Below are 26,768 nucleotides of genomic sequence, written 5' to 3' on the forward strand. Positions count from 1 at the left end.
TTTTTTTACAATTACTGTGAATATTTAAATTTTTGATACAAATTAATCTTTCAATTATGCAGGAATTATTAAAAAACAATTTAATTAAGAATCAGGAACTACTATTTTTAAAATTTGCGAATTTGCGGTAAAAAATAAAAAACTTCACGAACTTTGCGAATTAGAAAAAAATTACAATGGCAAAAATACTTACAGGCGTACAAAGTACAGGAACTCCTCATTTAGGAAACCTACTTGGCGCAATCATTCCAGCAATAGCATTATCAAATAAACCGGAAAATGAATCCTTCCTTTTTATCGCTGATTTGCATTCGATTACTCAAATAAAAAATGGCGAAACGTTGCGCACAAACACCTACAGTACAGCAGCAGCTTGGCTTGCTTGTGGTCTTGATGTAAACAAAGTAGTTTTTTATAGACAGTCTGACGTACCACAAACGGCAGAATTGTCATGGTATTTAAGTTGTTTTTTTCCGTTTCAACGTTTAACATTAGCACATTCGTTTAAAGACAAAGCAGACCGATTGGATGATGTAAATGCAGGTTTATTTAGTTATCCGATGTTGATGGCTGCCGATATTTTGCTTTACGATGCAGAGTTTGTTCCGGTTGGAAAAGACCAATTGCAGCACCTTGAAATCACGCGTGATGTCGCTTCTCGTTTCAATCATCAAATGGGTGAAACATTTGTAATTCCTGAAGCTATTGTACAACAAGACGGTTTACTAATTCCAGGAACCAACGGCGGAAAAATGAGTAAATCAGCTAATAATATTATCAATATATTTCTGGATGACAAAGCATTACGCAAGCAAGTGATGAGTATAGAAACGGATAGCACACCGCTAGAAGATCCTAAAAATCCTGAAACTTGTAATGCTTTTGGAATTTATAAATTATTAGCCACTGAGGAACAATTAGCCATTATGACTTCTAATTATCTTGGTGGAAATTACGGTTATGGTCACGCCAAACAAGCTTTGTTTGAGTTAATTTGCGAAAAATTTAAAACCGAAAGAGAAAAATACAATTACTACATCAATAACCGCTCTGAAGTAGATGCCCTATTAAAAATTGGTGCTGAAAAAGCAACAAGTATTGCTAATGGAGTTTTAGCAAAAGTTAGAGAAAAGTTAGGCTACGAAAATTAACTTTAATAAACAGATCAAAATCCCTTTTTAGTATAAAAACTAGAAAGGGATTTTTTTTGTAAAATAACACCAGAAATAGAAATACAAAAGAATACTTTAAGCACTATTGCAAAAAAAGAACGATATAAATACTAGTCTTTTTTAAATAAAGTAAGGCTAATTAAGTTTTTATTTAAATACTTTTTAAAATACAATTGGCGGTTAATAATTTGAAATACTACACTAAAAATTGATGGTAAAATATCGATAGAATGTCTTTACAGAGTAATAGTAAGATTTGTTGGCTTAACAAATTGTAAATAATTGAAATTTATTAAGTTAAAAAACTTACAATTTAAAAGTGTTTTGTCCACAAATCAATTCATAAATGGAACTATAATTTAAAAGCGAAAAAATAAAATTAAACTTCTTTAAAATGTATTGGAAAATATTAAAGTTTAATCTTTTTTTAATGTTAAAATCCTAACAAAAATTGCCAATTAAACCCTTATTCTAATTATAGAAATTTGATTAACATTAATTTAATAACTGTTACAATAAATCACTGTAATTAATATATAGTTTTGCAATTCATTTAATTTTTTGTAAAAAAATAGCTAAAATTAAAATACAATAATGAATAAAAGTAAAAATATATATTTTTTAAGAATTACCCTCATAGTACTATCTATAGTACTTTTTTCTTTTGATGGGTACGCACAAAAAGATTTGTATGCCGGAATTGAAATTGGAAGTAAAGGAATTAAAATTTCTGTAATTGATGTAAAAAACATTAAAAAAGGGAAATATGAAATTCAAGCGTATTGGAGTGAAAACATTGGTATCGCAAAGGGAATAAAAATAGATGGAAATTTAGCAGAAGAGGATATGCAAAATGCCGCTTTTACCGTATTATCCAATCTTAATAAATTAAAGGACACTTATAAAGTCCCAGAAGAAAACATTTATATTGTTGGATCTTCGGGTGTTGCAATGGCTAACAATACATTAGCTGTTGTTGAAAAAATTAAAAATTTAACTCAAAAAACTATTGAATTTATAGACGCTGAAACGGAAGGCAAAATGCTACTTAAAGGATGTATTCCTCCTTCAGAATATATTGATTCGATCATACTTGACATCGGCGGAGGAAACACTAAAGGAGGTTATGTCAATGACTTGAAAGGGTTTGAGTTTGAGTTTTTTCCTTTAGAACTAGACTTTGGAACGATAACCTTAACGGAAGAAATTAATAAAACCATTTTCAATAAAAAAGACGTAGATGATATTGAAGTTTTTAAAACAAAGTCTTTCGAATATTTACCTGTTTTAAGAAAAAAAGCCTATGCAATGTTAGAGTCTAAACCCATAGCGTTACGACGTTCTAACATTTATCTTTCTGGAGGTGCCATATGGGCATTCAACAATTTGTACTACAATCAGGAGAACAAAAATGATCATTTTATTCCATTAAAATTCAAAGATATAATTGAATATGATGCCATCTTAAAAAACAATTTTATTAAATACGAAAGATTAGCCAAAACGGATGCAAACATCAGTTCGGTTTTAAAAGTGTATGATCACAAACATTTAATTTCTGCCAACAACCTATTACTGGCCTGTTTAGAGAGTATTCCGGATATTAAAAACAAGAAAATATATTTTGCTAAACAAGGACAAATTGCATGGTTGGTTTCTTATGTGGTTGACCGAAGCAAAAAGGTTAAAAAAATAAATTAAAACAAATAAAAATAACAATTTAAAACAATAATAATGTCAGATTTTTTAAAACAATTTGGAGAAGATATTAAAAACAATCTTCCTGGATATATTGCAGTTGCAGTTACAGAAATTAAAAGTGGTATCTCTTTTTACAGTGATACTGCGGTTCCTAGTTTTGATCCAGAATTAGCAGCCGCTTTTAACCTAGAAGTGGTTAAGGCAAAACTAAACGCAATTAGCGCATTAGATTTAAAGAATGAAAGTATTCAAGATATCTTAATTACCTTATCTACTCAAATTCACATCATCGATATTTCAGAAAATAATGAATATTTTATCTATCTAGCCGTAGATTCTACTAAAGCTAGCTTAGGAATGACAAAATCATTATTGAGCAAGTATAAAAAAGAAATAGCCAACAAACTTTAAGGCTTAAAACTACTTTTTTACAATAAAAAAACTGTCTGCATAATTATTATGAGACAGTTTTTTTATTTTATACAATTATTCTTCAACTAGAACTACTACTAAAACTTCAAAATAAGCGATTAGAACGATTATTCAATCAAAAACTTAATTGATGTCCCGAGCGCTACTTTATTTGATTATTTCCGCTAACTAACCCCTTAATTAAACTAAAATATCTTTCGGGTTAGAATAAAAAAATTGCTGGGATATTATATTCTTTAAAAAAAGTTACACACATACATTACTTTTTATTTGTAAAGCGTTTTGGTTTATTAAAACAGGTACAGATAAAATTTTAAATCATAAGTGTGCTTAAAACAAATGATGAATCTCTAGCAAATACTGCTTTTATCAGTTCTTACCTTTGATAAAAAAGGATTGAATAATTTTTTCTTTAATCTCTTCTCTTTCTCTGTTTACAATGTTTATCAAGCGATACGCAAGGAAAAAACCAAAAAAGCCTAACAAAGTCAGTGCAATCCAGTTGGTACGGTATCCGTAAGCAGCAATAATTTCCATACCCGTTTTGGTGCTAATTATTTGAGCAACACTGTAACTCATTGTAAAAACAGCCATAAACTTACCTTCTTGTTTTTTTAGAGATCGCTCTTTTACAAAATTATTGGCAAAGGGGAAAGTTAACATTACACCCAAGGTCATAAAAATCATCATCAGAACTAACAAAAACACATTATTACCAATAACAATCATTAAGTAACTTATTGCCATTGCCAAAACACCATAGGAAATTACTAAGAGTCGGTTAATTTTATTTTTCTCGACATAATTTACTATCGGCAACTCAAAAAGTAAAACCAAAATACCGTTTAGAGCTAAAAACATCCCTGTACCTAAGCTTGAAAATTGGTACTCCTCTTTGTAATATAAAGATAAAGTAGTGAATATTTGAAAAAATAGTATTCCGGTTATCAAAGTTATAACAAGGTGCATCAGAAAAGGTTTGTCCGACAAAATAGATTCCTCTTCTTTGAGATGTTCAAACTTTTTTAGTTTAAAAGGTGACTTTTTTTCTTTTACAAAATAAGTAAATAAAAATATGCTCGATATACAGGTTAATCCATCAATATAAAAAAGATTACTATACCCAAATACATTAATTATAATTCCGCCAATCAAGGGACCAAACATAAATCCTAAATTGACAGAGGAGCGTACTAATGACAAGGCTCGGGTACGTTCTTCTCTTTTAGAATAAGTATCTATAGAAACTAACATGGCGGGTCTGTAGAGATCCGAAATAGTTGTCAATATTAAAACTCCAATGCAAAAACTAGTAAAAGTAGTCAGGAATTGTAGCACAATAAACAATGCTCCCGTGCCAAACAAACTAAACATCATTATTTTATAAAAACCAACGCTGTCTACTAATTTGCCACTGAACCAAGTTCCTAAAAAAGAACCTATACCAAAAAAAACCATTACCCAACCTATTTGGCTGTAAGTAAAATGCAACTCTTCGAGCATGTATTTAGATAGAAAAGGGACAACCATAGCTCCTGCTCTATTTATAAATGTTGCAAGTGCCAAAACTTTAATTTCAGTTGAAAAACCTCTAAAGTTATTGATGTATTTTATAAATACTGTTTTAATCATAAATCGAATATCTTAGGTATTTTATTTTAATTGAAATTCATAATAAAAGTAATTCGCTATAAATACCTTTTTTTTAAAACCCAAACTCTCATAAAGTGAATGAGCTGCAAAATTTTGTGTGTCTGTATTTAGCGATATATGACCTACTTTAGTTTCCATAGCATAATCGATGCATTTTTGCAAAATAGCCTTTGCAATATGTTTTCTTCTAAAAGTAGGTTTGACATATAAATAGGAAATATGCCAGTTGTAACTAGTCACACACAAAGGATTTACTTTATAAAACAATAAAATAAAACCAACTACTTGGTCATTATCAAATTTTACAAAAATCTTTGTCTTGTTGCGATTCATTTTATCCTTTATAAATTCAATGGCATTTTGGGAATCAAAAAGTTGATCTTGCATTAATTTAGACTCAATCATTATTTCATTTACCAGGTGAAAATCTTTGCATTTAATCTCGACTATTTCCTCAATGTCAACCATAAAAAATAATTTTAAACCGCTATAGAATTTAGATTAGAAAATTTTAAAAAAATGCAAAATTATGCTATTTATATCTTAAAAAACTATGATTCACATTTAAATAAAAAGTAGTCAAACCAATACATAATCTTTAAAAAATAGCTATAATGTATTGATAGATAATGATATGTGTTTTAGACTCAAAACCTTTTCTAAAATAATTTTAGAAAAATAAAAAATAACAGAAGCTCTTGCGTCATAAAAAGAGTTACAAAGAATGAATTATTGTAAAAAGGCCAATCAAAATTACTGTTGTAATTACTCTTTAAAAAAAATCAAATAACTTAGGCTTAATATTGAAGTATTGGCATTTAAGCCATTTTTTTAGTATTTTTGTGAAAGAATTTTTAGTCTTCTTCATAAAGAAATTTATTTTAAAGTCTATCTCAATTCTTTCTTTAATTTGCATTTTTTAATTTATTAAATAATCTAAAATGCTTTTGATTTTACAATAGTAAAACGATTTACCAACAGCTATATATGAATTATCACTCTATTTTAATTCATCAAAAAAACACATGGAAAATAATCATATCGAAATAATAAACAAACCGACACCTATCGATAAAGAAGTACTTTGGGATAAAACAAAAACTATTATTACCAAAACCGACGCATCAGGAATTATCGAAACTACCAACGATGTTTTTACGACGGTTTCCGGTTATACCCAAAAAGAAATAATATCACAACCGCATTCTATAATTAGGCATCCGGATATGCCAAAGATTATCTATAAATTACTTTGGGATCAATTAGAAAAGGAGGAGCCTTTTTTTGGTATTGTCAAAAACTTAGCTAAGTCCGGCGAATATTATTGGTTACAGATTCATATTGAAACCATAAAAAATAAATCTGGAAAAGTAACCCATTACAGTGCTAAAAAGATTGCTGTTTCACAGGAAGTAATTACAAACGAAATAGAACCTTTGTATAAAAGATTAGCCAAATTAGAAGAATTCTACGGTATAGAAAACAGTGAAAATTATTTGAATGGATTTTTACAAAAAGAGAATAAAAGTTATGCCGAATATATTGATTCTTGTATAGAAAAATATCCAAATAATTATAGTTTTAATCAAAACCAAGAATTACCTGAAGAGGAAACCAGAGGCTTTTTTAAACGATTGTTTAGATAATGGTTTATCTTTTCTGGATCCTTTTTTATCTTTAAAATTTAATTATATAAAAAAATTGAACTTCATTAATGTTCAGAAAATTTTGATTTATAAAATTTTTTACTAAAACACAAAGCATATCCCTTTTTAGTGTAAAACTGAAAAGGGATTTTTTTAAATATCACTAAAACTGGGTATATTAAAGTAATATAAATTTCTTACTTTTGAAAAGTAAAAACAAAATAAATTAACATTAATAAAATGAAACACAAAAACTACGTTAGTAGACTCACCTTACTTTTTTTATCTCTTTAATACTGACCAATTGTCAAATAGAAGAAGATATCAAAAATGAAAAGTATATACAGACTGTAAAAGAAAGCGAAGCTATTGCATTCCTTAAAGAAGTAAATAACAAAAGTCATTCAAAAAAAGGCACGGTGAATAATTTATTTCCTGATTTTAATGGACTAAAACAAGAAAAATTAACGAACACAGACCAGCTATTAACAGTTATACCATTACTTAAAAATAACAAACAGGAAAATAGCAGGATTTTATTACTGAAAATTCACAACAAAATAAGAAGTGCCATTTTTACGATTTACCCAGAAAAAGACAATAGTGGAAGTGAATTTTCGGGAAGGGTAATAATTAGTAATTTGAATGGAGAATTTGTAAATGGTTTTAGAGTAGACAACGGTTATATAATTTCTAATTTCACTAAGAAAAACAACAATAATAGTACTTATAAAACTATAGACTTAGAGGAGGTAATAATTCCTGTACGTCTCAAAGCATCAAAGGCAAATACAGCCTTTATATTTCCTGGAGATAGTCCTGGATCTAGCCTAGATGATTACACATGGAATCCCGACTATTTAAATGGTGGTGGAGGGAATGGTGGTGACACAAAGCCGAATGATATAGCAAAAGATCCGTGTTCAGCAGCTAAAACAACCAGTGTAGATGCAAAAAGCATTAGCTATTCATCAGCTAAAACTAGCATTATTAAAGCAAGTAACGATGGTCTAGAGCACAGTATCACACTAGGAAAAGACAACAATGGACAAATTACCCAAGCCCCTATGAATGATGGTGGTGCTTATAATGTACCAGTAAACTCAACTTGGCCTGGAGCTTTTGCTGCCCTGCACAATCATCCAAACAAAACCCCTCTTTCCGCTGGAGACATCTACACCAGCGTAAAATTGAACATAAAAAGCGGTACTTTCACAACAACTTATATTTTAACAGATGGAGAGGTTTATGGAATAGTTGTTACCGACTTGGCAGCAGCGAAAGAATTTGTGGCAACTTATCCCGCAGATCAATTACCTGGTCAGAGCCCAGAATTTCCAGATTATATTTTAGATCAAATGCTGGATCTCGTAAATAAAATGGGATCTAGTAATGAAGGTCGTACAACTGCAATCGCTTTTGTTTTGGATAAACATAATTCGGGCATAACTTTGCTGAAACAAGACAGTTCTGGAAATTTCCAGTCTATTAAAACCCAAGAAACTACACAAGCCAATGGCACTAAAACCTATACCTCAATACCTTGTAATTAACACTAAAACAAAAAACATGAAAAACACACTGAAAATTTTCGTAATGATGGTCTTTTTAATGAACTATAGCTGTAAAGCACAACAAATGGTTCAAACAACTAAAGATGTTTATGCATTAAAAACAAATGAACAGCAATTTATCAACAAACCCCTAAAAGACCTACTTAAAGAAATAAAACCAGAGATAAAAACAGCTACTGGCATCAATGATAACCCCTTCTTTTTCAGTTTTAGATTTACACCTTTGGAACAACAGAAAAAAGATGAGGGAAGTAAGGAAGATCGTATATCATTATATGTATATTTAAAAGAATCTTTTGATTGGCACTACGAAAAAAGACCTAAAGGAAAGGAATTAGTTTGGACAAAAGAAGATGCTGAGAAATATGGTAATCTTACTGTAATTCGCATCAAAGTAATTGGTAAAGATTAGGGAATTAGTAAACATGAAAAATACACTAAAAATTTTCGCAATGTTGTTCATTTTAATGAGCTCTAGCTGCAAAGCACAACAAATGGTACAAACACCTAACGATGCCCATAAATTAAAGGCAAACGAACTACAGTTCATCAACAAGCCATTAAAAAATTTACTAAAAGAAATAAAACCTGAAATAAAAAATGCATTCGGAACTTTAGGTGATCCATCCTACTTTTCTTTTAGGTTTATAAATGCCGAAGAAATACAACATAGACCTATAGAAAACAATTCATTAGGTTTATATATATATGTAAAAGAACCTATAGATTGGAATTTTAATAAAAGACCAAAGGGAAAAGAATATATATGGACAAAAGAAGATGTGGAGAAATATGGTAATCTTACTGTAATACGAATCAAGGTAATTGGCAAAGATTAAAAAAACAGTTTCACAAAATATTTATAAAAAATATAATCAGCAATTACACTCACAATAAAAGTAACTATGATGTCAATTTTCAATGAGGTGCTGGCAAGAGTAAACAACAAATTGAGATAAGAAATTTAATTTTTAATCCAACTAATTTACAGCCCTTTCCTTCAAAAGGGAAAGGGATTTTTTATGTGAAATATCACTAAAACTGGGTGTATTAAAGTAATATAAATTACTTACTTTTGAAAAAGCAAAACAAAATAAGAAGTGCCATTTTTACGATTTACCTAGAAAAAGACAATAGTGGAGATGAATTTTCTGGAAGGGTAAAAATTAGTAATTTGAATGGAGAATTTATAAATGGTTTTAGAGTAGATAACGGTTATATAATTTTTAATTTCACTAAGAAAAACAACAATAATAGTACTTATCAAACTATATACTTAAAAGAGCTAATACTTCCTAAACGAATCAAAGCATCTAACGTATATACAGCCTATATATTTCCAAGAGATAGTCCTCTGGATCTAGTCTAGATGATTATAAATGGAATGCCGACTATTTAAATGGTGGTGGAGGAAATAATGGAAATGAAATAGAAAATCTTATCAATCATGCGATGATATTAAAAACTTACTGAATTCCAACTATTAACAAACAAATAGATTAAAATTAAACTTAAAATGGCTTAAAGAAAAAGTGGATTCTCCAATAAATAATAAAGAAGCAGGAGTTGAGGTAAAAAGAATGATGAATCCAGATGAGAACTTTAGATATGAGTATAATCAAGTTTTGTCTAATGAAGAGTTTTCAGTAGCATTGTCTATAGGTTCAAGTTATGTAGGAGGTTTTCATTCTCATCCATCAGAGGGTTACGCTATGTTTTCTTTCCAAGATATTCGTTTCTTGCTGAACGTTTATGATAAAGCCAGTTCTACTAGAAAAGATGAAGCTTTCAATGGTTTAGTTTGGAAAGATAGTAAAGGAATTACTAATACTAATATGATAAAAATTAACAATGTTGAAGCCTTGAGAACTCAATTACAATGTGTGGAATAATTCAAAATTTTTAAGCGAAAAATTAAGAATCGAAGCAATACATGAAAACCAAGCAATAAAATATTCTGAAAGTAACGGAGAATTAGAAAAAAGTTTTCTTGAACAATTTAAAGACTTTGGAATTTCTATTTAAAAAGCAGACGCAATAGTAAATACTTTCAATAAAATTACATTAATTAATTAAAAAATAACTGAAACTCCTTGTAATAATTAAAAAAAATGAAAATAAAAAAAATTATAAATTATTGTACATTTTTCTTAATTCTAACTGCTTGTAAAGCACAAAATCCTGTATACGATATTTCAGTATCACAAGAAGGTCCGAAGGGAACTTACTACAAAGACATAAATAACTTACTTGACGGGTATGATGGCACATACTTATATAAAAGTGGTAATACGTCATTAAAATTTATTTTAAAGAAAAAAGTCAAATCTCAAGGATATTATTATGAAGATCTTATCGTTGGGGAGTTTCAATTTATTAAAGATGGAATAGAAAAAGGCAATACCTTAGCTAACATAAATGTAAATTATAATGATGAATCTGTCAATCATATCATTACAGGAAAAAGAATTATAATAGGAACTGAGCTTGGATGTCCAGATTGCTTATCTACAGAAAAACGTTTAAGGCTAAGCTTTATAGATAATAAATCTCCTAATATTGCAGGAATTGATATACGCAAAACAAGTTTAAATGGTGTATCTGCTCTTAAAGTAAAGATTTTCTGGAATGGATTTATTACCCGTAAAGAGGGAGATGCTGCCACACCCTCAGCTAGTATTAATACAGGTGAATATATAATGATCCGACAATAAAATAAATTATTTCTAAAAGATTAGCCAAATTAGAAGAATTCTACGGTATAGAAAACAGTGAAAATTATTTGAATGGATTTTTACAAAAAGAGAATAAAAGTTTTGCAGAATACATTGATTCTTGTGTAGAAAAATATCCAAATAATTATAGTTTTAATCAAAACCAAGAATTACCTGAAGAGGAAACAAGAGGCTTTTTTAAACGATTGTTTAGATAATGATATATGTTTTCTGGATCCTTTTTTATCTTTAAAATTTAATTATATAAAAAAATTGAACTTCATTAATGTTCAGAAAATTTAGATTTATAAAAATTTTTACTAAAACACAAAGCATATCTCTTTTTGGTGTAATTACTGTAAAGAGATTTTTTAAATATCATTAAAAATGGGTATTTACTGGGCGATATAGATTGTATACATTTGAGATAAGCATATTTAAGAAATAACATTAAATTTAACAATGTAACAAATAATTAGAAATGAAAATACAGCTAATTTTTTAGGCAATTTATTCTTTTTTATGGTTGATTGTGTCTCGATTAATTATAAAAGTAGAATAACAGATGATAAACCAATCATCATTGTAAATGATTCCATAAGTGATAAACTGGAAGTGATTAAAGAATTTTTAGACAAAAAAATTAAAAATTTAATCGTAAATTATGATAATGAGTCAGAAAATAAATACTGAAATGACTTTACAAATATTGAGAATTAATGATCTTTATTCTTTGGATTCCTTAGCTAGAATAATTGAAGATGATAAAACATTCTATAAAGAAGAAGAATGGGAAAAAGCAAGAAAAAAATACAGTAAGAACATTACTGCAAATATAGAAGATGCTAAAGGCAGAAGTAATGAATGTTGCTAGACAGCGAGTAATTTCAATGATAAAAAATAGTTTTTGAAGGATTGAATATAGGTTCTACGGAATTTTGGAAGTATAGATTACATAGAATAATAGGAAGGTATAACGGGGAGAGTGTAAACGCAACTATTAATGGTCAAACCCCTATAGGAAAACCCTGTTTAATTAATTAAAAAATCATTTATGAAAAATAAAATATTTTGTCTCTTTGGGTCATTATTTCTAATTTGTAGTTGTTCCTCTTTTAAAAAGGTTCAAAGTCCAATTACTGCTTATCTTTTGACAAAAACTAATAAAAATGATACAATTATGGTTATTGAAGAAATGATCAATAATAATTTTACAATAGACTTTCTTCAAGCGCAATCAAAGATTGGAGTAAATAAAAATACCATAGACGATAGCACTCCTCACGAAGATATTTATAATGAGAAAGATTGGTTAATAATGCAAAAAAAATATCAAAATAAAACAAAAACTGCAAACTGGCTAAATAATGATTTATGGCATCAAAAAGATTTTAATAAATTAAATATAAAATTAATTAAAGAAGATTTATTTCCAAAACCATGGGTTATCAATGAATATTTAAAAGAAGAAAATAAGGAAATAAAAGTGTTCGCATTTTCAAAACCCATATTTTATAAAAATAATAGATTCATACTATTTGCAAAATCAGAAACTACAACTAAAAAGCAGTTTATTACACCTAATAGCATTGTAATAATGCAAAAAAGAAATGGAGTATGGATTATAAAACAAGAGCTAATAAGTAATATTTACTATTAAATAGCATCAAACAATTTCCCTGGTAATGGTCTAATCACTCCTTTCAATTCCATATTCAACAGCATTCCAGAGATTTTATAAATTGGGAAATCGCAGCGCAAGGATATGTTATGACTCAAAAAATTTCACCAAACAACTATTTAATTACTGTTGCAAATGATAGATATGCAAATAGCACACAATTATTTAGAGCTGCAGCCATGATACATGAAGTAATTCACGCCTACTATCATAGTGTAGTTGATGATAATAATTCTCCGACTACTAATTTATCTTTAAATAATTTTCCTGCACTTTACCAGGCCTATGCACAAAAAACATATCCTTACGGTGTTACTGTAGCTCAACACGACCAAATGGCCACAGATTACGTCGTTTCTATGGCAATGGCTCTGCAAGAATATTATTATAACAACAACCCTACTCCTTATCCTTTTCTTTCTTATGAAGTTTTTACAGATTTGGCATAGGTGATATTGCAAGAAGCTTCAATATTTCAAGAGAAATTAAAAGATGGTGATTCAGCAAAAGAAAGAATTCTTAATCGATATAAATGTGAATCAATTGGAGTTACCGTTGAAACAGGAACTCCTAAACAACAAACAGCAATAAGCAAACCCTGTAATTAAAATCTATATCATGAAAAACATAATAATATACTTATCGCTATGCATCGCCTATACTAATTATTCGCAAACTAAAAGTACTTTAAAAAAGGATGAAAAAGAAAAGCTTGAAGCCATCAATGATTATTTTAAAACAATTGTAAAAGATAGTAATAGAGTAGTATTCATTGCCCAAGAAAAACTCAATTCTAATTTAACATTAGACATTTTCAAACAAAATTTCATTCAAGCTATTGATCTTAAAGGAAATATAGTACCCTATACACACTTATTTAACGAAAAAGACTGGAAAAAGTTTAAAAAACAAAATCAGGATCCACCTATCCAAGAGAATAGAATTTGGGATACCCATAAATATTGGGGCAAAAATGATTTTAGCCACAGTCAAACTATTTTTGAAAGTATGAACACAAAAACAGGGATAGAATTAATAATTGAGAAGTACGATAAATCAGATATTTGTATATATAGCTTTTCTGAACCTATGTATTATCAAAACAAAAAATATCTAATTTTCACAAATTTAAAAATTTGCATATCAGGCGGAAGTAAATTTGTTGTTGTTATGAAAAAAATTAAAGGCAAATGGATCCGAACCCATGAAGCTTTCAATCAAAATGAGACTTATTAGAAAAATGAGTATTAAGAAGACTGCTAATTCGCAGATTATTATAAATAGTAGTAATCTGCGAATCTGCCGTTCTTAAAATCAAATTGCCTCAAACAATTTCCCAGGCAATGGTCTAATCACTCCTTTCAATTCCATATTCAACAGCATTCCCGAGATTTTATAAATTGGAAAATCGCATCGCAAAGCAATAATATCCATTAGTTCTTTCCCTGTTTTCAACAAATAATCATATACTTTTTGCTCATCGTCTTCTAAAGTAACAAACAATTGTTTTTGTACTGGTTTTGTTTTCTGTTCAATATCCCAATTTAAAATATAAACCAAATCAGCCGCACTGGTAAGCACATTTGCTTTTTGGGTTTTAATTAAATTATTACAACCTTGACTGTACTTATCGGTAACTCGACCTGGAACGGCAAATACGTCACGGTTGTAATCATTTGCCATAGTTGCAGTAATCAAGGAACCTCCTCTATCCGCCGATTCGATTACAATAGTTGCTTCGCTCATTCCCGCTACAATCCGGTTTCTTTTCACAAAATTCTCTTTCTCAGGATTTGAGGAACTCCAAAACTCCGTCATAAAACCACCATTTTCCTCGATCTTTGCCACGTATTTTTTATGCGTTTTGGGATATATTTGGTTCAGTCCATGTGCCACTACTCCTATAGTTTGTAAATTATACTCCATTGCTAGTTGATGCGCAACAATATCAACACCGTAAGCAAATCCGCTGACGATTATAGGATCTAATGGAGCTAAATCTTCAATTAATTTTCTACAAAAATCGGTTCCGTATGAAGTGATTTGTCGCGTTCCTACAATGCTAATTATTTTTCTGTTTTTTAGATCAATATTTCCAGATATAAATAATAAAAGAGGTCCATCGATACAATGTTTCAACCGTTCTGGATAATTCTCGTCTTGAAAATGGGAATCACTAATATTATTTTCTTTGATGAATTCAATTTCTTGATTAGCTTTTTCAAATACCGATTTGTCTTTTAAATTTCTCAACAGCACTGCTCCTACTCCATCAATTCCAGCAAGTTGTGATGACTTTGCTTTAAAAACAGCTTCGGCACTTCCTAGATAAGTCACGAGTTTTTTGGCCATAATATCACCAACTCCCTCTATTTTTTGCAAAGCCAGTAAATAAAATAAATCTTGTTCGTTCATGCTAATTATTTGAGTGTGAAATGTATAAATTTTTATGCGAATTGTTAATAAAAATTGTGAATAAAATTTTGATAACTATTTTGCTTGACTAACTTTGTATCTATGAAAATTGAACTATACATCGCACAACTTCTATACCGTTATCAATGTGTAACTGTTCCTGGTTTTGGAGCTTTTTTGACCGAAATACAATCGGCTCAATTAAATCAGAACTCGAATTCTTTTTCTCCGCCTAAAAAGAGAATTGCTTTTAATGCTAATTTAAAAAATAATGATGGTTTGTTAGCGAGTCATATCGCACTAGCAGAGAAAACCTCTTATGATTATGTGTTGAGTGCTATTCAGCGCGAGGTTTTTAATTGGAAGATGACTTTAGAGAAAAATGAAATCCTTGCAATTAAAAATGTAGGCTCAATTCGTTTGAATGCCGATAGAAACATGATTTTCACTCCCTACGATCAAGCGAATTATCTAACGAGTTCTTTTGGTTTAGCTCCTTTTATTTCTCCACTTGTTAAGAGAGAAAATTTTGAAAAAGAAATACAAAAAACAGACAACTCTACAACAATCTCTTTGAGAACAGTAGATTCTAAAACAGATCCATCATATTTAAAATATGCCGCTATTTTTGTTTTAGGTATAGGCATTGCTGCTAGCCTAGCTTATCCTATGTATCAAAACCAAATCGCATCAGAAACGATAGTGGTTAAAACAGCTGTACAAAAACAAGTTCAAAATAAAATTCAAGAAGCTACTTTCTTTATAGAAACTCCAGTTCCTGCCGTTACTCTTTCTGTAAAATCAGATAAAGAAGTAAAAATGCCTTATCACATCATGGCTGGTGTGTACCGTGAGGAAAAAAATGCCGACAAAACTTTGCGAAATCTGACTCGTTTGGGATACAACGCCAAACGTATTGCTGCAAATAAAAATGGTTATTATCCTGTTTTATACGGAAGTTACGCGACTTTTGCAGAAGCAGAAAAAGCGAAAAAAGAAATCAACGAAAAGCATAATCCTGATGCTTGGATTTTGATAGAATCGCTATAAAAAATTCAAGTTAAAAAAACACCTTCAAAAATCTTTTACTTTTGAAGGTGTTTTTTTTGCTCAAACTATTTTAAAACGTGAATAAAATTAGAAACATGATTTAAAATTCAAAATAAAGCATTTTTAATCCCGCAGGGGGCAAAAAACCAACATCTTTATTACTTAGTGGCTTTTAATAAATTTTACCCTTAAAACAGCTGTTTTGAAGCTTATCGTATACCTAAAGGACTGCTTTGTTAGACTCAGCAGTTATTTAAAAAAACACTACCGAAATTTACTTTGTAATTGTAGCTTACAGCGTCTCATATTTCAATTGAAAAAAAAGTAAATTAACTTTATTAGTATTCATTAGTTGCAATAAAATATTATTTTAAAAAAAACCAAGTAATTCTTTTTGGATCTACTTTAAAATTTAATTCAAACTCGCTTTGTACATTCTGGCTTCGTTCCAGGTAAATTTTTCACTATTATTTTCCATTAAAGTATTAAGCGATTCTTCTTTATAACCTTTGAAAGCGGCGGCTAATGTTTGAATTTTATCAGCAGGCAAAACCTCAGAAATCGATACCGCTTTAGTTTGTATCAATTGTACAAAGTGAGAATAGATCGTTTGTTTAGTCAGCACTCTAATTGTCGCAATATCATCTATAGATTTCTTCTCTACCCATAATTCATAGGTTTCTTGAACCGTTGACTTTTTAGGCACTTTTGTTTTAGATTTTTTCGACGTATAACGCTCTAAATCTTTGTCATCATCAATCAAAGTAATATTCAATTTTTTGAATTGCTCCTGAATAGCAGTTGTTTTATGGCTTATGTATTTTTTTATTTCTTCTGAGGTCAATTTCTCTTTAGAAATCGTTTCACCTGCAACTACAGTTTCTATCAATAATTTAGCTTTCATTAACTGCAAAACGGCTTTGGTTTGCCATTCTTCCAAAATGATAAGTTCCTCGTAATACGTTTTTGCTTTTTTAGTTCGCTTTACTTCTTCAATTTTCCATAAAATTTCAAAAACCAAATCATCCATAGGTTTCATAAAATAGCTTAACGCTGCTTGAATGCGTTCTGAAATATGATTCATATCGACTGTTTCCTGACTAAAAAGTTTATTTAATTGAGAAACAAATTTTCTAGAAGGATCCAAAAGTTGTTCTATAACTTCTAACTGCTTGGCTGCCCAAGACGCTTGTTTAGATTTAACGGAACTTTCACCGTTTTCGTTATAACTAAATTTGTGATTGCGCCATTCCTGGGCTAAATCGATCCAATTAAAACTATTAATCAAGTAATTATGAATAAAATTTTTGGTTTCAAAGTGCAGTGCATTCTTTAAAAAATCATCAGAAGCTTTGTTTAGCGAATAGTCCATTACATCTTGATCGTTTGAAATACCATTCATTTGCAAAGGAGAGAGCAAAATAAGCCCTTCTAAGGAACGCAAACGCGATAATGCCACGTATGCCTGTCCTGGAAGAAAAACCTGCGAAACATCGAGCGCAGCTTTGTCAAATGTTAAGCCTTGACTTTTATGCACTGTAATGGCCCAAGCTAATTTTATTGGATAATGTACAAAAGTACCTAAAACTTCTTCTTCGATTTCCTTTGTGGCTTCATCTACTTTGTAGCGAATATTTTTCCACTCGTATTTTCCAACCTCAATTGTTTTATTTTCTTCTGGAAAATGAACTAATATTTCTTCATTAGAAAGTGACTTGATAACACCCATCTTTCCGTTGAAATAGTCTTTTTCTGCTGAAAGATCATTTTTGACAAACATTACTTGTGCTCCCACTTTTAATTGTAATTGTTGTTCCACGGGGAAAATTTTATCAGGAAAATCACCAACAATATCAGGATTATAAACGACTAACTTTCCCTCTAAATCAGCTAAAGCCTGCGCATTCATCGTGTCAGCTTTATTATTATGGGTTGTCAAAGTAATATAGCCTTTATTAGCTTTTAAGTCAAAATCGGGTTTTACATATTTGTTTAATGTTAAAATATCCTGTTGCGAAATTTGATTGTTTCGCAAATTGTTTAAAACCGAAATAAAAGTATCGTCTGTCTGACGGAAAATTTTAGACAATTCGATATACAACGGTGGATTTTGTTGAATTACGTGGGAATGGAAAAAGAATTTTCCGCGGTAATAAGTTTTCAGAGTGCGCCATTCCTCGTCTCGAATTACAGGCGGTAATTGTAACAAATCACCAATAAACAAAACCTGAACACCACCAAAGGGCGTCGATTTTTTGCGAACGGTTTGCATCATAAAATCCATGGCATCCAGCAAATCGGATCGCAACATACTTACTTCATCAATAATCAATAATTCCATGTTTCGAATTACCGATTTCTTTAAGCCACTCATTTTAAAATGCCTGCGCAAAGTGGCTTTGGTTTCAAATTTGGTGCTATCCGAAAATTGCGGTGCCGAATTATCTGGAATAAATCCACCGAAAGGCAACTGAAACATCGAGTGAATGGTTACTCCACCAGCATTTAATGCGGCTATCCCAGTTGGCGCTACCACAACAGTATTCTTGTGTGTAGTCTGGATAATTTCGCGTAAAAGTGTTGTTTTACCAGTTCCTGCTTTTCCGGTTAGAAAAACAGAGCGATGGGTTTGATTGATAAATTGTAAGGTGTAAGCTGCGGCTTCTGAAATGGTTTGCATTAGGCGTATATATAATTAGCTAAAGTATTGAAAATAAGGAATTAAATTAGCATTCTATGTAAAATATTTGTGTTTTGTATTCGAGTTTTTAGCCCCGATAGTAACGTAAATCCTCGAAATTTAGAAATTTATTTTTTCTAGACAGAAAAGAGCACTTATAGAAGCTCCTTTTATGGCTAAGAAAAAAAATTTCTAAAAGAGAGATTGAAGTGAATAGCGGGAAATAGCTTCAAAAAAAAACCTTCAATCTAACTATAGATGAAGGCTTTTTTACGAATTAATATAAAAACTTATTTTTTAACTTCTTCCTTTTTTTCTTCTGACTTGTATTTGTCATTCAAGGACTTAATCACTTCTTTGGTAATGTTAAATTTATCCTCTGCGTATAAAATTGAAGCCGCATCGCCCGTACCATAGATGTAAGCATATCCTTTTTCTTTTCCGTATGCTTTGATGAATTTCTTCACGCCACTTACTAGAGAATCCATTTCTTTACCACTTTCTTGTTGCAACTCTTGAGATAATGCTTGTTGTGCATATCCTAATTGTTGCTCTCTTTTTTGTAATTCAGCACCTTTCTTTTGTGCCCATTCTTGACCGTTAGCTTGTGCTTGTGATTGAAAATTGGCTGCTTCTTGTTTGAATCTTTTTATTTCAGCGTCTAACTGTCTTCCTTTTTCTTCTGCTTTGGTTTTATATTTTGCTTCAAGGTCTTTTGCCTCTGTATATTCTTTCATTAATTCAGAAGTATCTACGTAAGCCGTTTTTACTTCTTTAGCTGCTTCTGCAGGTTTGTTACAAGCAACAACTGAAATTGCTAATGCGATAAGGATTAATGCTTTTTTATTCATGTCTTTATTATTTGTATTTTGGTATTTGTGATTAATCAATTTCATTTTTGATGAATTTCTGGTTTTTTATGTATCGTTGACAAAAATATAAAAAAATAGATAGTATTAACAAAAACTTTCTAAAATGGTGTTTATTTATACTATAAGATTTTATTATTATAAATCAGAAAAACATAATTTTTTATTATTAAAAACGGCTTTTTTAGCGCTTAATTAAACGATTTATTTAAAAAAAACATATCTAATACTGACCAGTGAGCCGAAAAGCCCTTAAATGGTCTTAAAATCATTTTAAGTCGTTTTTTAAGACATAAATATGCGATGAATATTCAAAATTCTTCTTTGCTTTCCAATTAGACTGTAATCCGATGATAAATGCTTTTATAAAATTCATTTTACCATTTTTATACTTTTCCGAAAGTAGACTCACATAATAGGAATCAAATTTCATAGGAAGTGTTTTTACTAATTTCATTTCCTCCTGTTCGAACAATAATTTTATTGCTGTTTTAGAGAAATGCCAAAAGTGAATTGGTACATCAAAAGCGGCCCAAAACTTTCCGTAATGTTTTGCGTCGAAAGATTTAAAATTAGGTACAGCAATTATTAAAGTTCCATTGGGTTTTAATAATCGTTTTAATTCTTTGATTTGAGAATCTAAATCTGGTACGTGTTCTAAAACGTGCCACATCGAAATTACATCAAAAGAATTATTTTCTAATTCGCTAGTATTACCAACAAATGAAACCCCTTTCTTTTTTGCAATTGCTTTTGCCTTTTCACTTGGCTCTACTCCTATTGCTTGCCAACCCTCTTGTTGAACGAATGATAAAAAATCTCCAGTTCCTGCACCAATATCCAAAATACTTCCTTTGGCAGGTTGTACTGAATTGATCAAATTTAATTTATTTTTTAAAGCAATACTCTTAATGAAATGATAACATTTTTCAAATAAAGATCTTTTGCTATCGGTGTGCGAAATATAGTCGACACTCTCATAATACTTACCTAAATTTTCTAAACTAGGTTGCGGATGTGTAATTAACATATCCAACTTCTCATCGTAATATAAATCAAAATCTTCTTGAGATACTGAATAATCTTTGACCGATAAGAAATGCTTTTTACCTGAAATGTCCATTAATTGCTACGGATTTTAAAATTTGTTTTTAAAGTAAATCCCGAAAGCATATTAATGCTTTCGGGAAAAAATTATTTATTTATTATGCTTTTATTTTTAAAGTTTTTGAAGATAGTTTCACGTGGAACAAAATGATTAGAGATATAAAAAAATTAAAATCGGAATGAAGAAAAAAAATCATAATTATTAATTATATTATTTTAAATCTGATATTAAATCAAGAATCCAAAATCAAAAATCCAAAATCAAAAATCTGCAATCTACAATTCCTATCTTCCCATATAAATCAACAGCACCGAAACATCACTAGGCGACACTCCACTTATTCTTGAAGCTTGTGAAATAGTAACCGGTCTAATTTTACTTAATTTTTGTTTGGCCTCTATAGACATAGATTTGATTTTATCATAGTCAAAATTCTCAGGAATTTTTACATCTTCCAATCGGAGGAGCTTATCGGCATTATTTCTTTCTTTTTCAATATAACCCGAATATTTCACTTGAATTTCTGCCTGCTCAATTATCTCTTGATCCAAATCATTTTCGGCAATATAGGTTCTTACTTTATCAAACTTCAACATATCGTCTATGTCAATTTGTGGACGCGAGAAAACTTTAAACATCTTATCACCTTGCGTGATCAATGCGGTTTCTTTGGCTTCTAAAATTGGATTGGCTTCGGCAACCGTTACACTGGTATCTTTAAAAAAGGCAACCATTTTTTCGGACTCCTTTAATTTATGCTCCATACGACGCAAACGCTTTTCTGAAGCTAAACCAATTTCATAAGACATTGGCGTTAATCTAAAATCAGCATTATCTTGTCGAAGTAACGTTCTATATTCTGCACGTGACGTAAACATTCTATAAGGCTCTTCAGTTCCTTTGGTAATTAAATCATCAATCAAAACTCCAATATAAGCTTCATCTCTTTTTAAAATCAAAGGTGCTTTTTCATGTAATTTTAAATGCGCATTTATACCTGCCATCAAACCTTGAGATGCAGCTTCTTCATATCCCGTAGTCCCATTAATTTGTCCAGCAAAATATAAACCCTCAACCAATTTAGTTTCTAAAGTATGTTTCAATTGTGTTGGTGGAAAATAATCGTATTCAATCGCATAACCAGGACGAAAGAATTTGACATTCTCAAAACCTACAACTGTACGAAGCGCTTTGAATTGAATATCTTCAGGAAGTGAAGTCGAAAATCCATTTACATAAACTTCGCAAGTTTTCCATCCTTCTGGTTCTACAAACAATTGATGTCTTTCTTTATCTGCAAAACGATTAATTTTATCTTCAATAGAAGGGCAATATCTCGGACCAAGACTTTTTATTCTACCATTAAACATTGGCGATCGATCAAAACCTTCTCTTAAAACATCATGAACTGCTTGTGACGTATAAGTCATATGACACGATCTTTGATGAATCAACGGAGAGGTTACATCCGAATAAGAAAATTTATCTGGCTTAGCATCTCCCTTTTCTTCATTCATTTTAGAATAATCTAAAGATCGTCCATCAACTCGTGGAGGCGTTCCTGTTTTCATTCGTCCAGATTCAAAACCTACAGCAACCAAATCTTCGGTAATTCCGTAAGCAGCACTTTCCCCTGCTCTACCACCCCCAAATTGCTTTTCACCAATATGAATCAATCCATTCAAAAAAGTTCCATTAGTTAACACAACTGACTTTGATCGGATTTCCAATCCTAATGAAGTTTTTATACCTTTTACTTTACCATTTTCGATAATCAAACCTTTGACCATCTCTTGGTAAAAATCCAAATTAGGCGTTCCTTCTAACATCATTCTCCATTCTTCAGCAAAACGCATGCGATCACTTTGAACTCTTGGAGACCACATTGCTGGACCTTTTGACTTGTTTAACATCTTAAACTGAATAGCCGTTCTGTCTGAGACAATTCCAGAATACCCACCTAAAGCATCAATCTCTCTTACTATTTGTCCTTTTGCGATACCACCCATTGCAGGATTACAAGACATCTGTGCAATGTTTTGCAAACTCATCGTAACCAACAAAGTCTTTGAACCTAAATTTGCGGCTGCCGCCGCAGCCTCTGAGCCAGCGTGACCAGCGCCAACAACTATCACATCATATTCCTCTAAAAACATCTGTTATGGATTTTAACCTTATTAAACCAAGGTTGTAATTTTGAAATTATTATCATTGTTCCACGTGAAACATAAAGCATTTAAAAAGGTAGAAATTCATTACATGTTCCACGTGAAACAAAGAATAACTATCTATGAAATTATGTTCCACGTGAAACATAATTAAAAAAAGATTTGATTTCTATTTACTGTTTCACGTGGAACAGCGCGATTGTATCATCTTCCTTTTGTCGCATTATTGCTTCGTCAGATTCTGTTTTGTCTTTATATCCGCAATAATGTAAAATACCGTGGGCTAAAACTCTCTTGATTTCTTCGTCGAAAGTAACGTTAAAATCTAGAGCATTGTCTTTAACTCTTTCTACAGAAATAAAACAATCACCGTTTATTTCATTTCCTACTGAATAGTCAAAACTTATAACATCTGTAAGCGTATCGTGGTTTAGATATTCAACATTGATTTTGTGAAGGTATTCATCATCACAAAAAATATAATTTATCTCTCCTTCTTTTTTGCTTTCAGATGCAATAACACGTGACAACCACAAAGCAATAGCTTCTTCATTGTCTAAACTAAATTCTGTTTCGTAATTAAAATTGATCATTTTTTATTAAAATATTCTTGAACCTTTTGATTAAAATTCGAGCGCAAAGGTAATGATTGTCTGTTTAATATCTCTATACTGTTTAAATATTCTAAAAGCGCAGGTGGCAAAGCATTAGATTGATTATAAAACTCTTTTTTATTGGTTTCCGATTGCCTTTTGTTTTCTTCTCCTTGTTGTTGTACAGCCGTATTTAATTTTAATAAATCTTGCTTTAGATTAATTATTTTTTGAAGGGTTTCGTTTTTAAAACCTTTGTTTAAAAGTTCTTTTTCAATTTGCTTCATCTTATCAATGCTGTTTTGTCCAGCACCATTTAAACCTTGTTTGTTTAATTCCTTTTCTAAAGCTTCACGCAATTGCTTTTGCTCTTTATAGATTTGCATGATTGCTTCTGCATCTCCTTCGCCATTTTCTCCCTCTTTTCCTTTATTGCCATTATTACCTTTATTAGAATCTGACGGATTATTTGATTTATTTAATCCATCTTTTATTTTATCACCTAACCCTTCTTGCTTTTTAATAATATCTGATAATTGCATTCCTTGTCCTTGCCCCGGTTTTGGAGATCCTGAACCAGGCATTTGCATTTGCATAGAACTTAATAAATCACTTAAAAAATCAGCAAGTTTATTGGCTGCAGCAATACTATATTGTTGGTGTGATAATCCTTTTGGAAGTTGCGCATCCGTAAAACTCGTTAGCGCCTTGTCAACATTATAAATCACATTACCTATTTCCTTGGTAATATCATCCGCTATTTTGGGATTACGCAAAGACATGGCAAATAAACTATCATCAACATGTTTAAACTGCATTTTTAAATCTTGTTGAATCTTTATGTTTTTGTTAAAAGAAGGTGATCCCGATTTATATTTTTTAAATTGGTTCATTAAACTTTCCTGCGATAAAGAATAAGCTAATAAATTATCTAATACTTGACGCAACATTACAATATCTTCCTGTAATTGTTCTTGTTTAGAATCGGCTAAACCCTCAGCCATTTTTTGCGCCATTTCTTTCATCTTTTGAGCAGCATTTTTTTGGTTTGATTTGGCTTTGTCTTTCCTCTCATTCTTTAATTGATCAAGTGCTTTTGACAACTCTTGTTCTATACTCTTTTCTTTATTTGTATCATTAGGCAATTCAATTGGTGCTTTCAAATCCTTGTTGTCTTTAGTTAAGTCTTTAAGATTTTCAAGGATTTTATCGAAATCATTATTAATTCCTTTTTGTTGATCCAGATTGTTTTCCTTGTCATTATTAAGCATCTGCTCCTGTTTCTTAGCAAGCGTATCTAACTTCTTTGCTAATTGTTCCGCTTTCTTTTCGACATAAAACTTCTTGGTTAACTCGACCAATTGCTCTAAATTCTTGTTTTGATTTTTGGTGTTTTGTTTGAACTTATCCAATTTAGATAAAAATTCTTCGTTTTGGATTTTATCATTTAAGTCTTTTAATTCATCCAGGAGTTTTTTATTTTTTTCTAATTCCTTTTCTGTTTGATCCATTCTTGATTTCAATTCTTCCTTAAATTCATCTTTAGGATTTGTTTTGAAATTATCTAAATTCTCATTTAATTTTTTGGTAAAGTCTTTCATCATTTCATCTTGTTTCATTTGACGTTTGATGAAATCATTAATTTTTTGTTGTTCATTAAAATCAAGATTTACTTTTTCTTTACCAGATTTTTGCAATTTGTCCATTTCTAAAATCTGCTTATCTTGATTTTTTAAAGACTTTTCTAAACTGTTTATATTATCATTTTGCTGTTGCAAAACTTGATCTTCCTTTTCTTCTTCTGTAGCAATTCGGTTAGAAAATACTGTTGATTTAGAACTTTTGAAATTATGTAAAACATCATTATCAAAAACTTCAAAATAATAATCATAAGACACTCCTTGTTCCACTGGTAAATTACTTGGGAAAGAAAAAACAAATTGATCAAAATTTGTTTTCTTGGTTGGCAAAGTTCCCCGTTTTATAGTTTGCGGTTTATCTCTTTGATAATACACTACCTGAAGTTTAGAAAAACCATAATCATCTGAAATTTTTCCCAATACATAATTCTTAGAAACCTTTAAACTGTCTGGAGCATTGCTAACATTGATCATAGGAAATTGATCTTTTACTATAGAAAGCTGATAATTTAGCTTTTCATAGTTTTTTACATTGCTATTCGATGTAATAATTTGATAATCTGTATTTTGAATAATATTTTTAGATAAAACAAACCGATTCTCTAGATTAGAAAAAGAAATCTTAGTATTGTTACTAATCCAATCGGCATTTTGGGTAGCAACAGTATTAATTTTCCATGTAACACGAGTTCCCTCGGGAATAATAGCATTACCAGTTCCTTTAATAATTTCCGATTTCTTATTTAAATAAGCTGGAAAAGTAAGAAGCATTTCAAAATTAGCAATAGCCGGAACAGTGATTACTTTTAAAAGATAATCAGGGCTTTCGACTGTATTCGCTTTTAAATAAAAAGAAGTATTTTTTATTGGTTTGTTAATTTTAAATTCAAAAATACCTGACTTATTAGATTCCATAAAATAACTTTCATCATCGATAAAAATCATTACATTTTCTGGAACAATCTTTCCTAGGGTTTCTACACGAATAGTAAAGTCTTTTCCTTCTTGCATTGATAAACTAGAATTAAGTAGAACAAATTGGAAAGGAGCTGGTGGCAAAAACACAGAATTAAAATGCACCACCCTATTTAAACTTTGAGAAATTATAGTCGTGTTTCCAGAAAAATAGAAAAAGGATAAAAGAAGAATTGGAAGAATAGCTAAAGGAAAAAATTTCTTGTTGTTATTAAAATTAATAGCGTTACCAAAAGGGATTGGTTGTAGCAGATTTGCTTTTTGTTCTATAGAAGCTAATAACAATTCAGATTGCTCTTGCTTTGGAGATGCATTTGAAAGTTGCAAAAAATTAGTCAACTTATCATTCACTTCTGAGAAATGATTTCCAATTATAGAAGAAGCTTGTTTATAGTCTATACCCTTTTGAAGTTTAAATAATTTAAAAACTGGGAACAATATAAAACGAAAAAGAAGATAAAGTTCAACTAACACAAAAGTCCAAAATAAAACAGTCCTTCCTACTGGTTGTAACCAAAGAAAATACTCAATAAAAAGAGTGAAAAGGAAATACAACAATCCTAAACCAACAAACAAAATAGTTCCTCGAATTAATTCGTTGGTATAAAACTTCCTAATGAAAGCTTCTAATTTTTGATAAATAATATGCTGTTGTTCCAAAATAGTTGATAATTATATATAACCAATAAAAGTAATA

At 30.3% G+C, this 26,768-nt stretch carries 25 protein-coding genes and 1 pseudogene; 16 read left to right on the forward strand and 10 right to left on the reverse strand.

What is annotated here, in order from left to right; all coding sequences use genetic code 11:
• Positions 1 to 176: 176 nt before the first annotated feature.
• The 3 genes from trpS (at position 177) to J3S90_RS04960 (ending at position 3,284) form a co-directional block, all read left to right on the forward strand.
• A complete protein-coding gene (trpS, locus tag J3S90_RS04950; RefSeq protein WP_210645131.1) occupies positions 177 to 1,151 on the forward strand; it encodes a tryptophan--tRNA ligase in 975 nt (324 codons plus the stop codon).
• Positions 1,152 to 1,766: 615 nt separating this feature from the next.
• Positions 1,767 to 2,873: a Ppx/GppA phosphatase family protein gene (locus J3S90_RS04955; RefSeq protein WP_210645133.1), complete on the forward strand. Its 1,107-nt coding sequence runs from the start codon at positions 1,767 to 1,769 to the stop codon at positions 2,871 to 2,873.
• Between the two features lie 33 nt (positions 2,874 to 2,906).
• Positions 2,907 to 3,284 carry a hypothetical protein gene (locus tag J3S90_RS04960; protein ID WP_210645135.1) on the forward strand — a complete coding sequence of 126 codons (378 nt, stop codon included), beginning with the start codon at positions 2,907 to 2,909 and terminating at the stop codon, positions 3,282 to 3,284.
• A gap of 390 nt (positions 3,285 to 3,674) precedes the next feature.
• Here J3S90_RS04960 and J3S90_RS04965 read toward each other — a convergent pair whose 3' ends face one another.
• Together J3S90_RS04965 and J3S90_RS04970 are read right to left on the reverse strand one after the other, a co-directional pair.
• Complete coding sequence (locus J3S90_RS04965) at positions 3,675 to 4,937, reverse strand: MFS transporter (RefSeq protein ID WP_210645137.1); 1,263 nt, start codon at positions 4,935 to 4,937, stop codon at positions 3,675 to 3,677.
• A gap of 21 nt (positions 4,938 to 4,958) precedes the next feature.
• A complete protein-coding gene (locus J3S90_RS04970) occupies positions 4,959 to 5,426 on the reverse strand; it encodes a GNAT family N-acetyltransferase (protein ID WP_210645139.1) in 468 nt (155 codons plus the stop codon).
• A 557-nt stretch (positions 5,427 to 5,983) separates the two neighbouring features.
• On the opposite strand from J3S90_RS04970, the gene J3S90_RS04975 reads away from it, so the two are divergent.
• From J3S90_RS04975 to J3S90_RS05015, 9 genes are all read left to right on the forward strand, one after another.
• Positions 5,984 to 6,604: a PAS domain-containing protein gene (locus J3S90_RS04975; protein ID WP_210645141.1), complete on the forward strand. Its 621-nt coding sequence runs from the start codon at positions 5,984 to 5,986 to the stop codon at positions 6,602 to 6,604.
• 419 nt (positions 6,605 to 7,023) lie between these two features.
• Positions 7,024 to 8,157: a hypothetical protein gene (locus J3S90_RS04980; RefSeq protein ID WP_210645144.1), complete on the forward strand. Its 1,134-nt coding sequence runs from the start codon at positions 7,024 to 7,026 to the stop codon at positions 8,155 to 8,157.
• A gap of 16 nt (positions 8,158 to 8,173) precedes the next feature.
• Entirely contained in the window at positions 8,174 to 8,590 is a 417-nt protein-coding gene (locus J3S90_RS04985; protein ID WP_210645145.1) for a hypothetical protein, read from the forward strand.
• Between the two features lie 40 nt (positions 8,591 to 8,630).
• A complete protein-coding gene (locus J3S90_RS04990) occupies positions 8,631 to 9,017 on the forward strand; it encodes a hypothetical protein (protein WP_236023882.1) in 387 nt (128 codons plus the stop codon).
• A gap of 236 nt (positions 9,018 to 9,253) precedes the next feature.
• Positions 9,254 to 9,547, forward strand: coding sequence for a hypothetical protein (locus tag J3S90_RS04995; RefSeq protein ID WP_210645150.1), 294 nt, complete (start codon positions 9,254 to 9,256; stop codon positions 9,545 to 9,547).
• Between the two features lie 163 nt (positions 9,548 to 9,710).
• Positions 9,711 to 10,070 (forward strand): hypothetical protein, encoded by a 360-nt coding sequence (locus J3S90_RS05000; RefSeq protein ID WP_210645152.1) that lies wholly within the window; start codon positions 9,711 to 9,713, stop codon positions 10,068 to 10,070.
• A gap of 219 nt (positions 10,071 to 10,289) precedes the next feature.
• Complete coding sequence (locus J3S90_RS05005) at positions 10,290 to 10,892, forward strand: DUF6705 family protein (protein WP_210645154.1); 603 nt, start codon at positions 10,290 to 10,292, stop codon at positions 10,890 to 10,892.
• Positions 10,893 to 11,562: 670 nt separating this feature from the next.
• Positions 11,563 to 11,766, forward strand: a complete 204-nt coding sequence (locus tag J3S90_RS05010; protein WP_210645156.1) for a hypothetical protein — start codon at positions 11,563 to 11,565, stop codon at positions 11,764 to 11,766.
• Between the two features lie 180 nt (positions 11,767 to 11,946).
• Positions 11,947 to 12,552 carry a hypothetical protein gene (locus tag J3S90_RS05015; RefSeq protein ID WP_210645158.1) on the forward strand — a complete coding sequence of 202 codons (606 nt, stop codon included), beginning with the start codon at positions 11,947 to 11,949 and terminating at the stop codon, positions 12,550 to 12,552.
• Here J3S90_RS05015 and J3S90_RS16030 read toward each other — a convergent pair.
• Positions 12,549 to 12,659: pseudogene (locus J3S90_RS16030) on the reverse strand (DprA-like winged helix domain-containing protein); the annotation flags it as partial. The gene J3S90_RS05015 and the pseudogene J3S90_RS16030 overlap by 4 nt on opposite strands.
• 3 nt (positions 12,660 to 12,662) lie before the next feature.
• Here J3S90_RS16030 and J3S90_RS05025 point away from each other — a divergent pair.
• Genes J3S90_RS05025 through J3S90_RS05035 form a run of 3 tightly spaced genes read left to right on the forward strand, consistent with a single transcriptional unit; the run spans position 12,663 to position 13,809 of the window.
• Positions 12,663 to 13,022: a hypothetical protein gene (locus tag J3S90_RS05025; protein WP_210645162.1), complete on the forward strand. Its 360-nt coding sequence runs from the start codon at positions 12,663 to 12,665 to the stop codon at positions 13,020 to 13,022.
• The gene (locus J3S90_RS05030) at positions 13,023 to 13,181 is read left to right on the forward strand and encodes a hypothetical protein (protein ID WP_210645164.1); all 159 of its coding nucleotides are present in this window, start codon (positions 13,023 to 13,025) and stop codon (positions 13,179 to 13,181) included.
• A gap of 10 nt (positions 13,182 to 13,191) precedes the next feature.
• Positions 13,192 to 13,809 (forward strand): hypothetical protein, encoded by a 618-nt coding sequence (locus J3S90_RS05035; protein WP_210645166.1) that lies wholly within the window; start codon positions 13,192 to 13,194, stop codon positions 13,807 to 13,809.
• Positions 13,810 to 13,887: 78 nt separating this feature from the next.
• Here J3S90_RS05035 and dprA read toward each other — a convergent pair whose 3' ends face one another.
• Positions 13,888 to 14,988 (reverse strand): DNA-processing protein DprA, encoded by a 1,101-nt coding sequence (gene dprA / locus J3S90_RS05040; RefSeq protein ID WP_210645168.1) that lies wholly within the window; start codon positions 14,986 to 14,988, stop codon positions 13,888 to 13,890.
• Between the two features lie 102 nt (positions 14,989 to 15,090).
• Here dprA and J3S90_RS05045 point away from each other — a divergent pair, with 102 nt between their 5' ends.
• Entirely contained in the window at positions 15,091 to 16,038 is a 948-nt protein-coding gene (locus J3S90_RS05045; protein WP_210645171.1) for an HU domain-containing protein, read from the forward strand.
• 412 nt (positions 16,039 to 16,450) lie between these two features.
• Here J3S90_RS05045 and J3S90_RS05050 read toward each other — a convergent pair whose 3' ends face one another.
• The 6 genes from J3S90_RS05050 to J3S90_RS05075 form a co-directional block, all read right to left on the reverse strand.
• Positions 16,451 to 18,718 (reverse strand): helix-turn-helix domain-containing protein, encoded by a 2,268-nt coding sequence (locus J3S90_RS05050; protein ID WP_210645173.1) that lies wholly within the window; start codon positions 18,716 to 18,718, stop codon positions 16,451 to 16,453.
• 290 nt (positions 18,719 to 19,008) lie between these two features.
• On the reverse strand, positions 19,009 to 19,614 hold the full coding sequence (locus J3S90_RS05055) for an OmpH family outer membrane protein (protein WP_236023883.1): 606 nt from the start codon (positions 19,612 to 19,614) through the stop codon (positions 19,009 to 19,011).
• A 241-nt stretch (positions 19,615 to 19,855) separates the two neighbouring features.
• The gene (locus J3S90_RS05060) at positions 19,856 to 20,710 is read right to left on the reverse strand and encodes a class I SAM-dependent methyltransferase (protein WP_210645176.1); all 855 of its coding nucleotides are present in this window, start codon (positions 20,708 to 20,710) and stop codon (positions 19,856 to 19,858) included.
• 269 nt (positions 20,711 to 20,979) lie between these two features.
• A complete protein-coding gene (mnmG, locus tag J3S90_RS05065; protein ID WP_210645178.1) occupies positions 20,980 to 22,851 on the reverse strand; it encodes a tRNA uridine-5-carboxymethylaminomethyl(34) synthesis enzyme MnmG in 1,872 nt (623 codons plus the stop codon).
• 185 nt (positions 22,852 to 23,036) lie between these two features.
• Positions 23,037 to 23,456, reverse strand: coding sequence for an rRNA maturation RNase YbeY (ybeY, locus tag J3S90_RS05070; protein WP_210645180.1), 420 nt, complete (start codon positions 23,454 to 23,456; stop codon positions 23,037 to 23,039).
• Positions 23,453 to 26,731, reverse strand: coding sequence for a hypothetical protein (locus tag J3S90_RS05075; protein ID WP_210645182.1), 3,279 nt, complete (start codon positions 26,729 to 26,731; stop codon positions 23,453 to 23,455). Before J3S90_RS05075 ends, ybeY begins: the two co-directional genes overlap by 4 nt.
• Between the last annotated feature and the right edge of the window lie 37 nt (positions 26,732 to 26,768).

The organism is Flavobacterium flabelliforme, from assembly GCF_017948675.1.
In the GTDB taxonomy this organism is placed as follows: Bacteria; Bacteroidota; Bacteroidia; order Flavobacteriales; family Flavobacteriaceae; genus Flavobacterium; species Flavobacterium pygoscelis.